The 14,821-nt window shown below is 72.3% G+C and carries 16 protein-coding genes; 10 read left to right on the top strand and 6 right to left on the bottom strand.

What is annotated here, in order from left to right; translation table 11 throughout:
- The first annotated feature begins 179 nt into the window (after positions 1–179).
- Together KBX63_RS01085 and KBX63_RS01090 are read left to right on the top strand one after the other, a co-directional pair.
- Positions 180–1,211, top strand: a complete 1,032-nt coding sequence (locus KBX63_RS01085) for a 3-isopropylmalate dehydrogenase (protein WP_210906882.1) — start codon at positions 180–182, stop codon at positions 1,209–1,211.
- A gap of 168 nt (positions 1,212–1,379) precedes the next feature.
- Entirely contained in the window at positions 1,380–2,477 is a 1,098-nt protein-coding gene (locus KBX63_RS01090) for a branched-chain amino acid aminotransferase (protein ID WP_210906884.1), read from the top strand.
- Between the two features lie 188 nt (positions 2,478–2,665).
- Here the strand turns inward: KBX63_RS01090 and KBX63_RS01095 are convergent, their stop codons facing one another.
- From KBX63_RS01095 to KBX63_RS01110, 4 genes are all read right to left on the bottom strand, one after another.
- Positions 2,666–3,409, bottom strand: a complete 744-nt coding sequence (locus KBX63_RS01095) for a tyrosine-protein phosphatase (protein ID WP_307871574.1) — start codon at positions 3,407–3,409, stop codon at positions 2,666–2,668.
- A 56-nt stretch (positions 3,410–3,465) separates the two neighbouring features.
- The gene (locus KBX63_RS01100; protein ID WP_210906887.1) at positions 3,466–3,924 is read right to left on the bottom strand and encodes a PRC-barrel domain-containing protein; all 459 of its coding nucleotides are present in this window, start codon (positions 3,922–3,924) and stop codon (positions 3,466–3,468) included.
- Between the two features lie 137 nt (positions 3,925–4,061).
- Positions 4,062–4,592 carry a carboxymuconolactone decarboxylase family protein gene (locus KBX63_RS01105; protein ID WP_210906889.1) on the bottom strand — a complete coding sequence of 177 codons (531 nt, stop codon included), beginning with the start codon at positions 4,590–4,592 and terminating at the stop codon, positions 4,062–4,064.
- Positions 4,593–4,594: 2 nt separating this feature from the next.
- The gene (locus tag KBX63_RS01110; protein ID WP_210906891.1) at positions 4,595–5,155 is read right to left on the bottom strand and encodes a peroxiredoxin; all 561 of its coding nucleotides are present in this window, start codon (positions 5,153–5,155) and stop codon (positions 4,595–4,597) included.
- 338 nt (positions 5,156–5,493) lie between these two features.
- Here KBX63_RS01110 and cimA point away from each other — a divergent pair, with 338 nt between their 5' ends.
- Positions 5,494–7,155, top strand: a complete 1,662-nt coding sequence (gene cimA / locus KBX63_RS01115) for a citramalate synthase (RefSeq protein WP_247661434.1) — start codon at positions 5,494–5,496, stop codon at positions 7,153–7,155.
- A 27-nt stretch (positions 7,156–7,182) separates the two neighbouring features.
- On the opposite strand, the gene KBX63_RS01120 is transcribed toward cimA, so the two are convergent.
- A complete protein-coding gene (locus tag KBX63_RS01120; RefSeq protein WP_210906892.1) occupies positions 7,183–8,178 on the bottom strand; it encodes an endonuclease/exonuclease/phosphatase family protein in 996 nt (331 codons plus the stop codon).
- A gap of 338 nt (positions 8,179–8,516) precedes the next feature.
- Between KBX63_RS01120 and KBX63_RS01125 the strand changes: the two genes are divergently transcribed.
- The 7 genes from KBX63_RS01125 (at position 8,517) to arfB (ending at position 14,049) form a co-directional block, all read left to right on the top strand.
- Positions 8,517–9,023, top strand: a complete 507-nt coding sequence (locus KBX63_RS01125; RefSeq protein WP_210906895.1) for a hypothetical protein — start codon at positions 8,517–8,519, stop codon at positions 9,021–9,023.
- A 231-nt stretch (positions 9,024–9,254) separates the two neighbouring features.
- Positions 9,255–10,304: a MoxR family ATPase gene (locus tag KBX63_RS01130; RefSeq protein WP_210906897.1), complete on the top strand. Its 1,050-nt coding sequence runs from the start codon at positions 9,255–9,257 to the stop codon at positions 10,302–10,304.
- Positions 10,301–11,326: a DUF58 domain-containing protein gene (locus KBX63_RS01135; RefSeq protein ID WP_210906899.1), complete on the top strand. Its 1,026-nt coding sequence runs from the start codon at positions 10,301–10,303 to the stop codon at positions 11,324–11,326. The genes KBX63_RS01130 and KBX63_RS01135 overlap by 4 nt, the downstream gene beginning before the upstream one ends.
- Positions 11,323–12,282, top strand: a complete 960-nt coding sequence (locus KBX63_RS01140; RefSeq protein WP_210906901.1) for a VWA domain-containing protein — start codon at positions 11,323–11,325, stop codon at positions 12,280–12,282. The genes KBX63_RS01135 and KBX63_RS01140 overlap by 4 nt, the downstream gene beginning before the upstream one ends.
- A 39-nt stretch (positions 12,283–12,321) precedes the next feature.
- Positions 12,322–13,182 carry a S1C family serine protease gene (locus tag KBX63_RS01145; RefSeq protein ID WP_210906903.1) on the top strand — a complete coding sequence of 287 codons (861 nt, stop codon included), beginning with the start codon at positions 12,322–12,324 and terminating at the stop codon, positions 13,180–13,182.
- 110 nt (positions 13,183–13,292) lie between these two features.
- Positions 13,293–13,589 carry a hypothetical protein gene (locus KBX63_RS01150; RefSeq protein ID WP_210906905.1) on the top strand — a complete coding sequence of 99 codons (297 nt, stop codon included), beginning with the start codon at positions 13,293–13,295 and terminating at the stop codon, positions 13,587–13,589.
- 34 nt (positions 13,590–13,623) lie between these two features.
- On the top strand, positions 13,624–14,049 hold the full coding sequence (gene arfB / locus KBX63_RS01155; protein WP_121654221.1) for an alternative ribosome rescue aminoacyl-tRNA hydrolase ArfB: 426 nt from the start codon (positions 13,624–13,626) through the stop codon (positions 14,047–14,049).
- 43 nt (positions 14,050–14,092) lie between these two features.
- On the opposite strand, the gene KBX63_RS01160 is transcribed toward arfB, so the two are convergent.
- The gene (locus KBX63_RS01160) at positions 14,093–14,818 is read right to left on the bottom strand and encodes a TetR/AcrR family transcriptional regulator (protein ID WP_247661436.1); all 726 of its coding nucleotides are present in this window, start codon (positions 14,816–14,818) and stop codon (positions 14,093–14,095) included.
- Between the last annotated feature and the right edge of the window lie 3 nt (positions 14,819–14,821).

Raw genomic sequence — 14,821 nt, forward strand, 5'->3', positions numbered from 1 at the left:
GGTCGCGGGCCCCGTGACCCGCTGACCCCACGCTAGGCAGCGGAGATGACCGCCACATGAGTCCCGCCTGAGAGGGTGCTGTGTATCCGTGCGTCCCACATCATGGAAGCTCCGTACCGGGAGGCGGGACGGAGACGTACCGTTGCGGCGACGGTGCAGTCGAACAGAGGAGTGCGGGCATGGCGCGGATCGCGGTGGTGGCCGGGGACGGCATCGGGCCCGAGGTGGTCGCACAGGCCCGCAAGGTCCTCGACGCCGTGCTGCCCGGCGTGCAGGCCACCGAATACGACCTCGGCGCGGCCCGCTGGCACCGTACCGGAGAGGTGCTGCCCGACTCGGTGCTGGCGGAGCTGGCCGGCCACGACGCGATCCTGCTCGGCGCGGTCGGTGACCCGACGGTCCCGCCCGGTGTGCTGGAGCGAGGGCTGCTGCTCAAGCTCCGGTTCGCCTTCGACCAGTACGTCAACCTGCGCCCGTCCCGGCTCTGGCCCGGGGTCGCCGGCCCGTTGGGCAACGTGAAGCCGGGCGAGGTCGACCTCGTGGTGGTGCGTGAGGGCACCGAGGGGCTCTACGCCGGCGCCGGCGGCTCGCTGCACCGCGACACGCCCGCCGAGGTCGCCACCGAGGAGAGCCTGAACACCCGGCACGGCGTGGAGCGGGTGATCCGCGACGCGTTCGCCCGGGCCGGCCGCCGGGAGCGGCGCAAGGTCACCCTGGTGCACAAGACCAACGTGCTCACCCACGCCGGGTCGCTCTGGGCGCGGGCCTTCGACGCGGTCGCCGCCGAGCACCCCGACGTCGCCACCGAGTACCAGCACGTCGACGCGGCCGCGATGTTCCTGGTCACCCAGCCGCAGCGCTACGACGTGGTGGTCACCGACAACCTGTTCGGCGACATCCTCACCGACATCGCCGCCGCGGTCACCGGTGGGATCGGCTTGGCCGCGAGCGGCTGCATCAACCCCGAGGGGGCGTACCCCTCGATGTTCGAGCCGGTGCACGGTTCGGCGCCGGACATTGCCGGGCAGGGCGTCGCCGACCCGGTCGCCGCGGTGCTCTCCGCCGCGCTGCTGCTGGAGCAGCTCGGGCACACCGAGGCCGCGGCCCGGGTCAACGCGGCGGTCGCCGCCGAACTGGCCGGCCGGACGCCGGGCGTGGCGCTGCGTACCGCCGAGGTCGGCGACCGGCTCGCCGCCCACGCCGTAGCCTGACCCGCCCCGGAGCGACGGCCGCACGCCGGTCGGTCAGCGAGGGACCATCCGGGGTTTTCCATGCCCCGGGCGGCGCTACCCGCTGAACGACCGTTCGGGGTAAGTTTCTGGCACAGCCATGTCGGTGTGCGATCCCGCATGCCGTTGTCCCGCAGGGAGGTCAGCGCGATGAGCGGTGGTGACAAGCTCGACTTCGAGATCCGTCCGAATCCCGCGCCGGTATCCGCCACCGACCGGGCCGCCCTGCTGGTCAACCCCGGGTTCGGCCGGGTGTTCACCGACCACATGGTCACCGTCCGGTACGCCGACGGCAAGGGCTGGTACGACGCCCGGGTGGAGGCGCGCGCGCCGATCCCGATGGACCCGGCCAGCGCGGTGCTGCACTACGCGCAGGAGATCTTCGAGGGTCTGAAGGCGTACCGGACCGCCGACGGCGGCGTGACCATGTTCCGGCCGGACGCCAACGCCGCCCGGTTCGTCGCCTCCGCGCAGCGGATGGCGATGCCGGCGCTGCCGCCCGAGGTCTTCATCGACTCGCTGCACAAGCTCATCGAGGTCGACCGGGAGTGGATCCCGACCGGTGCGGACGGCAGTCTCTACCTGCGGCCGTTCATGTTCGCCAGCGAGGTCTTCCTCGGAGTCCGTCCGGCCAACGAGTACCTCTACATGGTGATCGCCTCGCCGGTCGGGGCGTACTTCAGCGGCGGGGTCAAGCCGGTCACCGTCTGGGTTTCGCCGGACTACACCCGGGCTGCGCCGGGCGGCACCGGCGCCGCCAAGTGCGGCGGCAACTACGCCGCGTCGTTGGCGGCCCAGGCCGAGGCCATCGAGGCCGGCTGCGACCAGGTGGTCTTCCTGGACGCGGTGGAGCGCCGCTTCGTCGACGAGCTGGGCGGCATGAACGTCTTCTTCGTCTACGACGACGACACGGTGGTCACCCCGCCGTTGACCGGCACGATCCTGCCGGGCATCACCCGGGACGCGGTCCTCACGCTGGCCGGCGCGGCCGGGCACCGGGTCGAGGAGCGGCCGGTCACCTTCGCCGACTGGCAGGCCGACGCGGCCAGCGGCCGGCTCCGCGAGGTCTTCGCCTGCGGCACCGCCGCGGTGATCACCCCGATCGGCGGGGTCCGCTTCCCCGACGGCGAGTTCCTGATCGGTGGCGGCGAGCCGGGTCGGGTCACCATGGCGCTGCGTCAGCAGCTCGTCGACATCCAGCGTGGCAAGGCCGACGACCCGCAAGGCTGGGTGCGCCGGGTCCTCTGACGCCCACCGCTTCCCCGCGCCGCCCGCCCGCGCCGCCCGCCTGCCCGCGCCGCCCGCCCACCGCCGTCGATCTAGGGCATATCGTCGTCTATGGAGATCCACTGACAGCGATCTGCCCTAGATCGACGAGGTCAGGGGCGGGGAGGGACGAGGCCGGAGGCGGGGAGGGACGGCGGCGGGGGCGGGGGCTAGTCGAGCAGGTGGTGGCGGAGGGCGGCGAGCTGCGCTTCGGTCACCCCGGCGTGGCGTAGGTACCCCTCGACCGAGCCGTGCCCCGCGCGCAGTTCGGCGAGGAACAGCTCCATCGCCTCGGCGGGCGAGGCCAGGAACGGCGCCGGCACGTCGTCCACCCCGCCCGGGGTGGTGGCGGCCAGCCAGGCGCCGAACCGGGCCGACGCCTCGGCGCTGAGTGCGTAGTCGGCGACGATGTCGGCGTCGTCGACGCCCAGGACGGCGAGGGTCAACGCGCAGACGATGCCGGTGCGGTCCTTGCCCGCCACGCAGTGCACCACGATGGGGGCGTTCGCGGAGTCCGCGATCAGCCCGACCGCCTCGGCCAGCCCGGCCGTGCCGGTCTGCGCCAGGTCGGCGTAGCGGTCCGCGAGATAGCGGGCCAGGCTGACACCCTCCTCGTGCGGTCGCTCGGCCCAGTCCGCGTGCTCCGGGTGGATGTGCCGGTAGGTCAGCCCCTGGTAGGCAGGCACCCGGCCGTCCCTGGCCACCTCGGTCGGGCGGCGCAGGTCGATGACGGTGCGGATGCCGATCGCGGCGAACGCGTCCTGATCCTGCTCGTCCAATCGGTGCAGTGAGTCGGAGCGGTAGAGCCGCCCCCGGCGTACGGTGCGGCCGTCGTGGCCGGGGTAGCCGCCGACGTCGCGGAAGTTGAAGGTCACGGGCAGCGAGATGTGTCGGTTGTCCTCGATGGCGTCCACGCTGACACGGTAACGGCCGGTGGGACAGAGCCCCACCGGCCGTCGGGTCCGATCGGCTACCGCCCGGTGCCGGGCGGGAGCGCGCCGTACGTCTCGTCGTAGTAGCCACCCAGCTGGTTCCGGTAGTTCGGGTCGCTGTGGCTGGTCTCGTCGTACTCCGGGGCGGCCTTGATCTGGTCGCGGGTCCGGTCCACGGAGACGATGCGCTGGTCGTGGTCGACCTGGTTGACCGTGCCGGCCGGCAGCATCACCTTCTTGCCGAAGATCCACGGGCCGGTGTCGACCACCAGGTAGCTGCCGTCAACCTCGTGGCTGGCGCTGTCGATCTTTCCGATCCCACCGTCGGTGGCCTCGACCTTGTAGCCGACCAGGTCGGCGTCGGTCACCCCGGCCTGGTCCCGGTAGCGCCAGGGGTCGAAGGCGCCGGCCGGGGCGCCGCCGGGCACGGTGCCCTGGTCGCCTCCGCGCAGCGGCTCCGGCGCGGCGTGCGTCGCGTGCGGGTCGATCCTGTCCATGCCGTTCACTCCTGACTGTCGCCGATGCTCGCGGCGTAGGTGAGTGCGTCCCCGCAGGAGCTACCCGGCCGCCGGGGGCCGGAAACGGCGACGGGCCGACGCCGCAGTGCGGCGTCGGCCCGTCGGGGCGTACCTGCTCAGGCCAGCGCGGCCTCGGCGTCCAGGGTGACCGCCGCAGCGTGCACCACGGCGGAGATCCGCAGCGCCTCGTGCACCTGCTCCCGGGTGTAGCCGCTGCCGCGCAGCGCCTTCTCGTGCGACTCGAGGCACACTCCGCAGCCGGTGATCGCCGACACGGCGAGGCACCAGAGTTCGAAGTCGCCCTTGTCCACCCCCGGGCGGGCGATGATCTGCATCCGCAGTCGGGCCGGCATCGAGGCGTACTGCTCGTCGCCGATGAGGTGCTTGGCCCGGTAGTAGATGTTGTTCATCGCCATGATGGCCGCGGCGCCCTTGGCCGCCTCGACGCCCTCCGGCGTGAGGTGTCCGAGCGCCTCGGCGGCGATCTCGCGCAGCACCACCGGGTTGCGGGCGGTCACCGCGCAGGCCAGCGCGGTGCCCCAGGCCTGGACCGGGGTCAGCGTCGAGGTGCCGACGGTGGAGCCAAGGTTGAGCTTGATGTCCTTGGCGTACTCGGGCAGGGCCGCCTTGATCGCGTCCAGACCCATGGTCAGGCTCCGGCGCCGGCGAGGAGCGCGTTGGCGTCGAGGGTCTCGCCGCCCTTGTTCCAGTTGCACGGGCACAGCTCGTCGGTCTGCAGCGCGTCCAGCACCCGCAGCACCTCGGAGACGTTGCGGCCGACCGAACCGGCGGTGACCATGGCGAACTGGATCTCGTTGTTGGGGTCGATGATGAACGTGGCGCGCTGGGCCACGCCGTCCTCGCCGAGCACGCCGCAGGCGGCGGCCAGTTCGCGCTTGATGTCGCTGAGCATCGGGAAGGGCAGGTCCCGCAGGTCGGGGTGGTCCTTGCGCCACGCGTAGTGGACGTACTCGTTGTCCACCGACGCTCCCAGGACCTGCGCGTCCCGGTCGGCGAACTCGCCGTTGAGCCGGCCGAACTCGGCGATCTCCGTCGGGCAGATGAAGGTGAAGTCCTTCGGCCAGAAGAAGACGACCCGCCACTTGCCCTCGTGGGACTTGTGGTTGAGCGTCTCGAACGCCTTGTCGGCGTCCAGTGACACGCAGGCGGTGAGTTCGTACTCGGGGAAGCGGTCACCGACAGTGAGCAAGGGTCCTCCTTGGGAGCGGCACAGTGGCCGGTAACTGGATCGGTTCCAGATGCTTCCGTAGGCGAGTTTTCGCCGCTGAGCGGGCAGGTGACTTGTGAAGCCGATCACGAGCGGCGGGTTGTGCCCGAGACTGGACGAGGGCTGGCGTATGCAACAGTGAGTCACCGTCCCGCCATGTGGATTGTTCCTCCCAAAACCAGGGGAGCGGTGGCAGAGTAGCGATCGTGACCAGCACCGCCCTGATTATTGCGACCTAGCGCGCCGGCCCTCCCTCCGCCGAGCGCGCAGACCTCCCGCATCCGCGGGGGGTCTTTTTGTTGCTCCGAGAAAGGATCCTGATGACGTTCCAGGTCTACGACACGACGTTGCGCGACGGTGCCCAGCGCGAGGGGCTCACCTACTCGGTGGTCGACAAGCTGGCGGTGGCCCGGCTGCTCGACGAGTTCGGCGTCGGCTTCATCGAGGGCGGCTGGCCGGGCGCGGTGCCCAAGGACACCGAGTTCTTCCGCCGGGCACGCACCGAACTGGACCTGCGGCACGGCGTGCTGGTCGCGTTCGGCGCGACCCGCAAGGCCGGCGTGGCGGTCGCCGACGACCCCCAGGTACGCGGCCTGCTGGACGCGCAGACCCCGGCGGTGGCGCTGGTCGCGAAGGCCGACACCCGGCACGTCGAGCGCGCGTTGCGCACCACCGGCGCGGAGAACCTGGCGATGATCCACGACACCGTGAGCCACCTCGTCGGCGAGGGCCGTCGGGTCTTCGTCGACGGCGAGCACTTCTTCGACGGCTACCGGCACGACCCGGCTCACGGCGCGGCCGTGGTGCAGACCGCGTTGGCCGCCGGCGCCGAGCGGATGGTGCTCTGCGACACCAACGGCGGCATGCTGCCGTCCCAGGTGACCGCCGTGATCGCCGACCTGACCGACCGGCTGGGAATCGACGCGGGCCTGCTCGGCATGCACGCGCAGAACGACACCGCCTGCGCGGTGGCCAACACGGTCGCCGCGGTCGAGGCGGGCGTCCGCCACGTTCAGGGCACCGCCAACGGGTACGGCGAGCGCCCCGGCAACGCCGACCTCTTCGCGGTGGTCGCGAACCTTGAACTCAAGCTGGGCATGCCCGTCCTACCGGAGGGCTGCCTGGCGCAGATGGTGCGGGCCTCGCACGCCATCGCCGAGATCGCCAACATCGCCCCCGACACCCACCAGGCCTATGTCGGTGCCGCCGCCTTCGCCCACAAGGCGGGGCTGCACGCGAGTGCGATCAAGGTCGACCCGTTGCTCTACAACCACGTGGACCCGTCGGTGGTGGGCAACGACATGCGGATCCTGGTAACGGAGATGGCCGGCCGGGCCAGCGTCGAGCTCAAGAGTCGTGAGCTCGGCCTGGACCTGGCCGGCCGGCCGGAGGCGCTGACCCGGGTCACCAACCGGGTCAAGGAGTTGGAGGCCGGCGGCTGGTCCTTCGAGGCCGCGGACGCCTCCTTCGAGCTGCTGGTCCGCTCCGAGTTGCCGGAGGGCGGCCCGGCCCGTCCGTTCACTCTGGAGTCGTACCGGGTGCTGGTCGAGCACCGCGAGGACGGCGCGGTCGTCTCCGAGGCGACCGTCAAGATCCGGGTACGGGGTGAGCGGGTGATCGCCACCGCCGAGGGCAACGGTCCGGTCAACGCGCTGGACGAGGCACTGCGGGTGGGGCTGGCCCGGCACTACCCGCAGCTGCGCGACTTCGAGCTGGCCGACTACAAGGTGCGCATCCTGGAGGGCAGCCACGGCACCGGCGCGGTCACCCGGGTGCTGCTGGAGACCGCCGACGGCGGCGGCCGGGACTGGACCACCGTGGGCGTGCACCCCAACGTGGTCGAGGCCAGCTGGCACGCCCTAGTCGACGCCCTCACCTACGGCCTGGGCGTAAGGAAGGGCACCTTGTCAACGCCTCCGGTAGAGGAAGGGCCCCCTGCTGACACTCCGGCCGGCGCGCACGGGACGCCGGGCGGGCGCTGAGGATCGGCGCGGCGCTCGGTGGCGGGGTCAGGCGGCGGGGAGGCGGAGGGTGGCCAGTACGGGACGGTGATCGGTGCCGGGTAGGTCGTGCACGGTCACGGCCTGGGCGGCGATCCGACGATCGACCAGCACGTGGTCGATGGTGACCGGCGGGATCAGGTCGCCGTCGTACGGGCCCCAGGTGCCGGTCAGCCCCGCCCCGGTGGCGTCGGCGGCGTCGACGTAGCCGGTGCCCAGCAGGGCCCGCAGCGGGCCGTGGTCGAGGGTGGCGTTGAAGTCCCCGGCGAGGATCCGCAGGCCACCGTCCGGAGTGGCCGGTGGCTGGGCGGTCAGGTCGCCACGCCAGGCGTCGACCTGGTCCAGCGCGTACGGCGCCGAGGGATGGGCCGACTCGACGCGGACCGGGGGCGCGCCGGGGACGGCGAGTGTGCCGTACGCCTGGCTGAAGCCCCAACCGCCGCGGTTGTGCCGGATGCCGGCGTCGGTGATCGGCCAGCGCGAGTAGAGCCCGGAGCCGGGCGTGCCGATCTGCGCGTTGAGCTGCCGGTGGGGCAGCAGCCGGTCGAGACCGAGCCGGTCCAGGGCGGCCTGCGCGTCGGGGGTGAACTCCTGCACGGTGAGCACGTCCACCCGGTGCCGCCGGACCAGCTCGACCAGTGTCGGCGCGTCGGCGGAGCCGGCGAGCAGGTTGGCGGTGAGCAGCCGTACGGTGGGCCCGCCTGCCGCCGGTTGCGGAGAGGCCAGAGCCCGGGGTGCGACCACGCCGAGCAGCGCCACCGCGGCCAGCGCCGCGACCGCCGCGGGCCACCAGCGCCGTAGGGCGAGTGCGAGGGTCAGGGCCAGCACGCTCCAGCCCGCGACGTACGGGGTGAAGGCGAGCGCCTGCACCAGCGGCCCCCGGTCCAGGCCGGCCAGCCGGGCGGCGGCCCAGGCGGTCGTCGGTACGACCGTCAGCCAGCAGAGCGCCGTGCCGATCCGGTCGGCGCGGCGTCGGGGCGGCGCGGGCGCGGCGTCGACGATCATGGCGGCCAGCTTAACGGAAACTCCCCGATCCGATTTCGTGAATGGTGATGCGCTCACATTTCACAATTATCTGACGGTTGGCCGACAGCCCGATAAAGCGAGATCAACTATTGACGTTCGGCTTTTTCCGGTGCTACGTTCCATCTGGCCTAAACGACGCAACTCTGAGTAGTAATCCCAGCTCAGGCCGGACGTGGATCGTTGAGAAATCAACCTCACCAGGTGCGCGTGAGAATGCTTCCTCCGGTCTCATTGTCGTCGTCCACCTATTACAGGCAGTCATCCGTCCCGCCCCGCGGGTCGGCCGAATTCGCACGGTCACACAAGGGGGACCTGTCATGAGCACATCTTTCCGACGTAAGGCGGCGGCGATCACCTTCGCTGTCCTGGGGCTGAGCCTGGCCGGGGGCGGGATCGCCGTCGCCCAGCCGACCGCGAAGGCGCCGGCGGAGACCGTCCAGCCGGCGGCGCGCGGCACGAACGCCCAGCCGCCGGTGACGGCGGAGTCCGCACGCAAGGCGAAGGCCGCGCTGAAGTCAGGTGCGACAACACTCGTCGCCCGCACCACCATCGTGGTCGTCAACGCCAACGGCACCAGGGCGCGCGGCACCGGCACCGTGATCAAGTACGGCGCCGGCCAGTACGAGGTCCAGTTCGCCTACACCGTGACGAACGCCGTCTTCGTGGCCACCATCGGGCGGGCTGACGCCTGCTGCGTCCCGCCGCCCGGCGAGATCTCGGTCGCAGCTCGGCTGGGCACGCCGAACGCGGTCTTCGTGCAGACCCGCAACTCGGCGGGTACTCCGATCGACCTGGGCTTCCACCTGGTCGTCCACACCTCCTGACGGTCCGGGGGCCGGCCCTGGTCAAGGGCCGGCGCCCCGGTTGTCCCGACGAAGCCGCCGGATCCCCCGGCGGCTTCGCCATGCACCCGTTCTGCCGCCGTACGCGTGGGTCGTGCCGTCGAGGGTGCTTGTCACCCGACCGGACAGTTCATCCCCGGCGGGGGCGCCATCGGGCACTTCGGCGCTGATAATCCGACGTTTGCCGGGCCGTCGCCCCGGGAAGCAAGCACCGTGACGGACATCTCGGACACCCTGGCCAGCATGCCCAGCCCGGTCGAACCCGAGCCGACCGGCGTCGAGCTGGAACAGACCCTCTTCGAGGTCAAACGCGTGATCGTCGGGCAGGATCGGCTCGTCGAACGCCTGCTCATCGCTCTGGTCGCCAACGGGCACTGCCTCCTCGAGGGGGTCCCCGGCGTGGCCAAGACGCTGGCCGCGCAGACCCTCGCCACCGTGGTTGGCGGCTCCTTCTCCCGCATCCAGTTCACACCGGACCTGGTCCCCTCCGACATCGTCGGCACCCGGATCTACCGGGCCTCCAAGGAGACCTTCGACATCGAGCTGGGCCCGATCATGGCCAACCTCGTGCTGGCCGACGAGATCAACCGGGCCCCCGCCAAGGTCCAGTCGGCGCTGCTGGAGGCGATGGCGGAGCGGCAGGTCTCCATCGGTGGGCGCAGCTGGCCGGTCCCGACGCCGTTCCTGGTGCTCGCCACCCAGAACCCGATCGAGTCCGAGGGGGTCTACCAGCTCCCGGAGGCGCAGCGCGACCGGTTCCTGATGAAAGTGGTGGTGGACTACCCGAGCGACGCCGACGAGCTGGCGATCCTCTACCGGATGAGCACCGACCGGCCGAGCCCGCGTCAGGTGCTCGACGCGGAACGGCTGCGGGATCTCCAGGCCCACGCCGAGCGGGTCTTCGTCCACCACGCGTTGGCCGAGTACGTGGTCCGGCTCATCCTCGCCACCCGCGACCCGGGCCGGTTCGGGCTACCCGAGATCGCGCCGCTGCTGGCGTACGGGGCCAGCCCGCGGGCGACCCTCGGCCTGGTCGCGGCCGCCCGAGCCCGGGCTCTGCTGCGCGGGCGGGAGTACGTGCTGCCCGAGGACGTCCGGGAGTTGGCGGTGGACGTCCTCGCCCACCGGCTGGTGCTCTCCTTCGACGCGGTGGCCGACGGGGTCTCGGCCGAGGGGGTGGTTCGCCGGCTGGTGGAGGCCGTGCCACCGCCCCGACTGGCCAACGCTCACCCGCAGCAGGCCCCCGACCTGGCGGCGGCATGAGGCGCGTCGTCGCCGCGCCGGCCGATCCCGGCCTCGCCGAGCTGGCTCCGGACCGGCGGCTGCGCCGCCTGGAGCTGACCGTCACCCGCCGGCTGAACGGCCTGCTGCACGGCCAGTACCGCGGCCTGCTGCCCGGGCCGGGCAGCGAACCCGCCGGTAGTCGCGAGTACCGGCCGGGCGAGGACGAGGTCCGCCGGATGGACTGGGCGGTGACCGCCCGCACCGCCGTGCCGCACGTCCGGCAGGTCGACGCCGATCGGGAACTGACCACCTGGCTGCTGGTCGACGCCAGCGCCAGCATGGAGTTCGGCACCGCCGAGCTGGACAAGCGGGAGCTGGCGGTGGCCGCGGTCGCCGCGATCGGCTTCCTGACCGCCGGCGTCGGCAACCGCATCGGGGCCCAGGTGCTGCGCGCCGACGGGGTCCGGCGCTTCCCGGCCCGCAGCGGGCGTACCCATCTGCTCGGTCTCCTCCGCGCCTTGCTGGCCGCTCCCCGCGCCACCGCACCCGACGACCGGCCCGGGCCGTCGGTCGGGGTGTCGGTGCCGGTCGGGCCGCCGGAGCTGGTGGACGGGCTCGACGCCCTGCACCGGGCCGCCAACCGGCGCGGTCTGGTCGTGGTGGTCTCCGATTTCCTCGACGGCCTACCCGACGACCCCGACGAACCACCGCCCTGGGAGCGGACCCTGCGTCGGCTGGCCGTCCGGCACCAGGTGCTGGCGATCGAGGTGACCGACCCGCGTGAGCTGGAGCTGCCGGACGTCGGCCTGATCACGCTGGTCGACCCGGAGACCGGCCGCCGGCGCGAGGTGTGCACATCGGACCGTCGGCTGCGGGAGCGGTACGCCGCGGCCGCCACCGCCCAGCGTGACCAGGTCCACCAGGCGCTGCGGCGCAGCGGGGCCACCCACCTGGCGCTGCGCACCGACCGCGACTGGAGCGTGGACATCGTCCGGCACGTGCACGCCCAGCGCCGGATGGCCGCCGCGCCGGCCGGAGTCGTCCGGGGAGGTGCCGCGTGATCTGGCAGTCGCCACTGCGACTCTGGCTGCTGCTCGGCGTGCTCGCCCTGGTCGTCGCGTACCTGGTGATGCAGCGCCGACGCAGCCGGTACGCGGTCCGCTTCACCAACCTGCGACTGCTGGACCGGGTGGCGCCGGAGCGGCCGGCGTGGCGCCGGCACGTCCCCGCCGGCCTGTTCCTGGCCATGCTGGCGCTGCTCGTGGTCGGCTTCGCCCGGCCCACCGCCGAGGTCCAGGTGCCCCGGGAACGCGCCACGGTGATGGTGGCGGTGGACGTGTCCACCTCCATGCTCGCCACCGACGTCGACCCGGACCGGCTGGCCGCGGCGAAGCAGGCGGCGCGGCGCTTCGTCGACGGCCTGCCCGACGAGTTCAACGTCGGTCTGGTCGCGTTCGCCGGCAGCGCGGCCGTGCTGGTGCCGCCCGGCACCGACCGGGAGGCTCTGGAGGACGGGATCGGCCGGCTCGCCGAGGGGGTGACCGGCGTGCAGGGCACCGCTATCGGCGAGGCCATCAACACCTCGCTCGGCGCGGTCAAGGGCCTGGACAGCCAGGCCGCCACGGAGACCCCGCCGGCCCGGATCATCCTGCTCTCCGACGGGGCGAACACCTCCGGGATGGACCCGATGGAGGCGGCGGCGGACGCGGTGGCGGCGGAGGTGCCGGTGCACGCCATCTCCTTCGGCACCCCGTCCGGCTTCGTGGACCGGGGCGGGCGGCCGATCCAGGTGCCGGTCGACGGGCAGACCCTCAAAGCGGTCGCCGACGAGACCGGCGGGATGTTCCACGAGGCCAGCACCACCGAGGAGTTGCGGGCCGTCTACGACGACATCGGCAGCTCGGTCGGCTACCGCACCGAACGGCAGGACGTCTCGGCCCGGTTCATCGGCCTCGGCCTGGTCTTCGCGATGGGTGCCGCCGCAGGCTCGATGCGCTGGTTCTCCCGCCTTCCCTGACCCGCCGCGCGCAACGGACTTCGACCGTGAGGAGTACGCATGGCAGTGCAGACCGGACTGGGCGAACCGCGCGGTCCCTGGTTCATCTCGCCGGAACTCGACCCGGACGGCCGCGGGATCTGGGACGCGCCCGGTACCGGGCGGGACCCCGGCGGGCGGCGACCGGGCCGACTGCTCGCGGCGCTGGCGGTGGTGGTGCTCTCCGCCGTCTCGGGTGCCGTGGCCGGTGGCGTGGTGGCCGGCCGGGACGGCGCTCCGGGCGAGGCCGCGGCGTCCGCCGCCCCGGTGCCGGCGGAGCTGGTCACCGCCGCCGAGCGGACCGTGCCCGGAGTGGTGTCGGTGCTCGCCGGCGGCGCGAACGGCTCGTCCGCGACCGGTTCGGGTTTCGCGGTCGACGACCAGCAGCACCTCATCACCAACGACCACATCCTGGCGAAGGGGGGCGGCGGACCGGTGACGGTGGAGCTTCCCGACGGTCGCCGGTACGCCGCCGAGGTGGTCGGCCGCGAGCCGCGCAGCGACCTGGCGGTGCTGAAGGTGCCCGCGTCGGCCGGGCTCGCCCCGTTGCCGCTGGCCAAGCCGGGTGCCACCCGGGTCGGTGAGCCGGTGCTCGCGGTGGGCTCGCCGCTCGGCCTGTCCGGGACGGTCACCGCGGGCATCGTCAGCGCGTTGGACCGTCAGGTGCGGTTGGGCAACAACCGGCACAGCGCGGTGCAGACCGACGCGTCGATCAACCCCGGCAACTCGGGCGGGCCGTTGGTCAACGCCCGTGGAGAGGTGGTCGGGGTGAACACCGCGATCGCCACCATCGATGGCAATGGCTCGATCGGCATCGGCTTCGCCATCCCGATCGAGCAGGTGCAGCAGACCGCCGACACGATCATCGGCAAGGGCGGCTGAGCTGCCCGGACAGCCCGGCGGCGGCCCGTGGGATCGCCGCCACTGTCGGATATCCGGCCCGAGAGCATCGGGCCATGGAAATATCACGCTCGGTATGGATACTGGCGGAGGTGGAGCGTCCTCTTCTCGTGGTCCTCCTGCTGGTGGGCCTGGTCATAGGAATTGCAGTGGGGTCGGCGTACACCCGCGCGCGGCGCGGGTGGAGTGACTACCAGACCGTCAAGAAGTCGGTGCCGGGTGCCCGCCGCAGCGCGTGGCTGCTGATCCGGGCGGTCGCCACCAAGGCCGGGGTGATCGCGCTGCTGCTGATCGGCGCGGCGGCGTACGCAGCGGTCGGCTCGGACGATGAGACCGCGGGCCCGGCGCCCAGCCCGTCGGCGACGCAGAGTGAACCGCCGCACCGGTGACCCCAGGAGCGGCGGTGCGGGTTAGCCTCGGGGCGTGGACGACGGACTGCGGGTGACCGACCGGTGGGTCGTCCCCGCCGGGGAGCTGCGGGAGCGCTTCTCCCGCTCGTCCGGGCCCGGTGGGCAGGGCGTGAACACCGCCGACTCCCGGGTCGAGCTGAGCTATGACCTGGCCAACTCGCCGGCGGTGCCCGAGTCGGTCCGGTCCCGGGCGCTGGCCCGGCTGGCCAACCGCCTGGTCGACGGGGTGCTGACGATCGCGGCCAGTGAGCACCGGGCGCAGCTGGCCAACCGGGAAGCGGCCCGTGAGCGGATGGCCGCGCTGCTGCGCGAGGCCGCGGCGCCTCCGCCTCCGCCGCGCCGCGCGACGCGCCCGTCCCGGGGGGCCAAGGAGCGCCGGCTGGCCGAGAAGAAGCGCCAGTCCCAGCGCAAGCGCGACCGCCGCGTCGACGGCGAGTAGCCGATGGTGCGTTTTCGGCCGGTACTGGCCTGCGAGCACTGGGTCACGTGTGGGGACGGGTGGTGAAGCCGTCCAAGATGGTGATCAGGTTGTGGTGGAAGGTCTCCTCGGCGTTGAGGTGGGCGCCGTCGATGACGAGCCGGGCAACCGTGGGGTAGCGGCCTGTTTCGAGCATGCGTGTCAGGTAGGGCCCGAGGGCGGCCTGCCAGGCGGACACGTCGGTGCCGGTGGAGCGGGCGGTGCGTCGCTCGGTGATCTCTCTGCGGAGCGCTCCGACGATGAACGCGTTGAGGGCGCCCAAGGCCCGCTGAAGATCGTCGATACCGCGCACGCCGGGGGCCTGGCTGAGCGCCGCCGCGGTCGATTCGCCCACGGCGAGCGCGTGCGGTCCCAGGTGTGGCCTTCCGCCGAGCAGGTCGGCGAACCATTCATGATCAAGAGCGGCATCGCGGGTCCGGTGAACGATGGCCAGTAGCGTGGAGCGCCACTCGGATTGCTGGCCGGCCTTGGCGATCTGGGCATACACGGCGTCGACCATCAGATCAAGCAGCTCGGATCTGTTGATCACGTAGTCGTAGAGCCGCATCGGACCGACACCGAGCTCTTTGGCGATCTTGCGTACCGATAGCCCGTCGAGGCCGTGTGCGTCGGCGATCCGGATCGCCGTGGCGGCGATCTTCGCGCGGCTCAGCGGCACCGGCGCCGCCCGCGGCTGAGGCTCGGGCCGTTCCCAGACGGGCAGTGGTGCGTTACCGTACGGCGTATCCATATG

The organism is Micromonospora sp. U21, from assembly GCF_018070045.1.
Classification (GTDB): Bacteria; Actinomycetota; Actinomycetes; order Mycobacteriales; family Micromonosporaceae; genus Micromonospora.

What these genes read in the sequence shown, in the direction of transcription:
- KBX63_RS01085 (WP_210906882.1), top strand. Translation starts at nt 180, where the DNA reads ATGGCGCGGATCGCGGTGGTGGCCGGGGACGGCATCGGGCCCGAGGTG.
- KBX63_RS01090 (WP_210906884.1), top strand. Translation starts at nt 1,380, where the DNA reads ATGAGCGGTGGTGACAAGCTCGACTTCGAGATCCGTCCGAATCCCGCG.
- KBX63_RS01100 (WP_210906887.1), bottom strand. Translation starts at nt 3,924, where the DNA reads ATGGACAGGATCGACCCGCACGCGACGCACGCCGCGCCGGAGCCGCTG.
- KBX63_RS01105 (WP_210906889.1), bottom strand. Translation starts at nt 4,592, where the DNA reads ATGGGTCTGGACGCGATCAAGGCGGCCCTGCCCGAGTACGCCAAGGAC.
- cimA (WP_247661434.1), top strand. Translation starts at nt 5,494, where the DNA reads ATGACGTTCCAGGTCTACGACACGACGTTGCGCGACGGTGCCCAGCGC.
- KBX63_RS01120 (WP_210906892.1), bottom strand. Translation starts at nt 8,178, where the DNA reads ATGATCGTCGACGCCGCGCCCGCGCCGCCCCGACGCCGCGCCGACCGG.
- KBX63_RS01125 (WP_210906895.1), top strand. Translation starts at nt 8,517, where the DNA reads ATGAGCACATCTTTCCGACGTAAGGCGGCGGCGATCACCTTCGCTGTC.
- KBX63_RS01135 (WP_210906899.1), top strand. Translation starts at nt 10,301, where the DNA reads ATGAGGCGCGTCGTCGCCGCGCCGGCCGATCCCGGCCTCGCCGAGCTG.
- KBX63_RS01145 (WP_210906903.1), top strand. Translation starts at nt 12,322, where the DNA reads ATGGCAGTGCAGACCGGACTGGGCGAACCGCGCGGTCCCTGGTTCATC.
- KBX63_RS01160 (WP_247661436.1), bottom strand. Translation starts at nt 14,818, where the DNA reads ATGGATACGCCGTACGGTAACGCACCACTGCCCGTCTGGGAACGGCCC.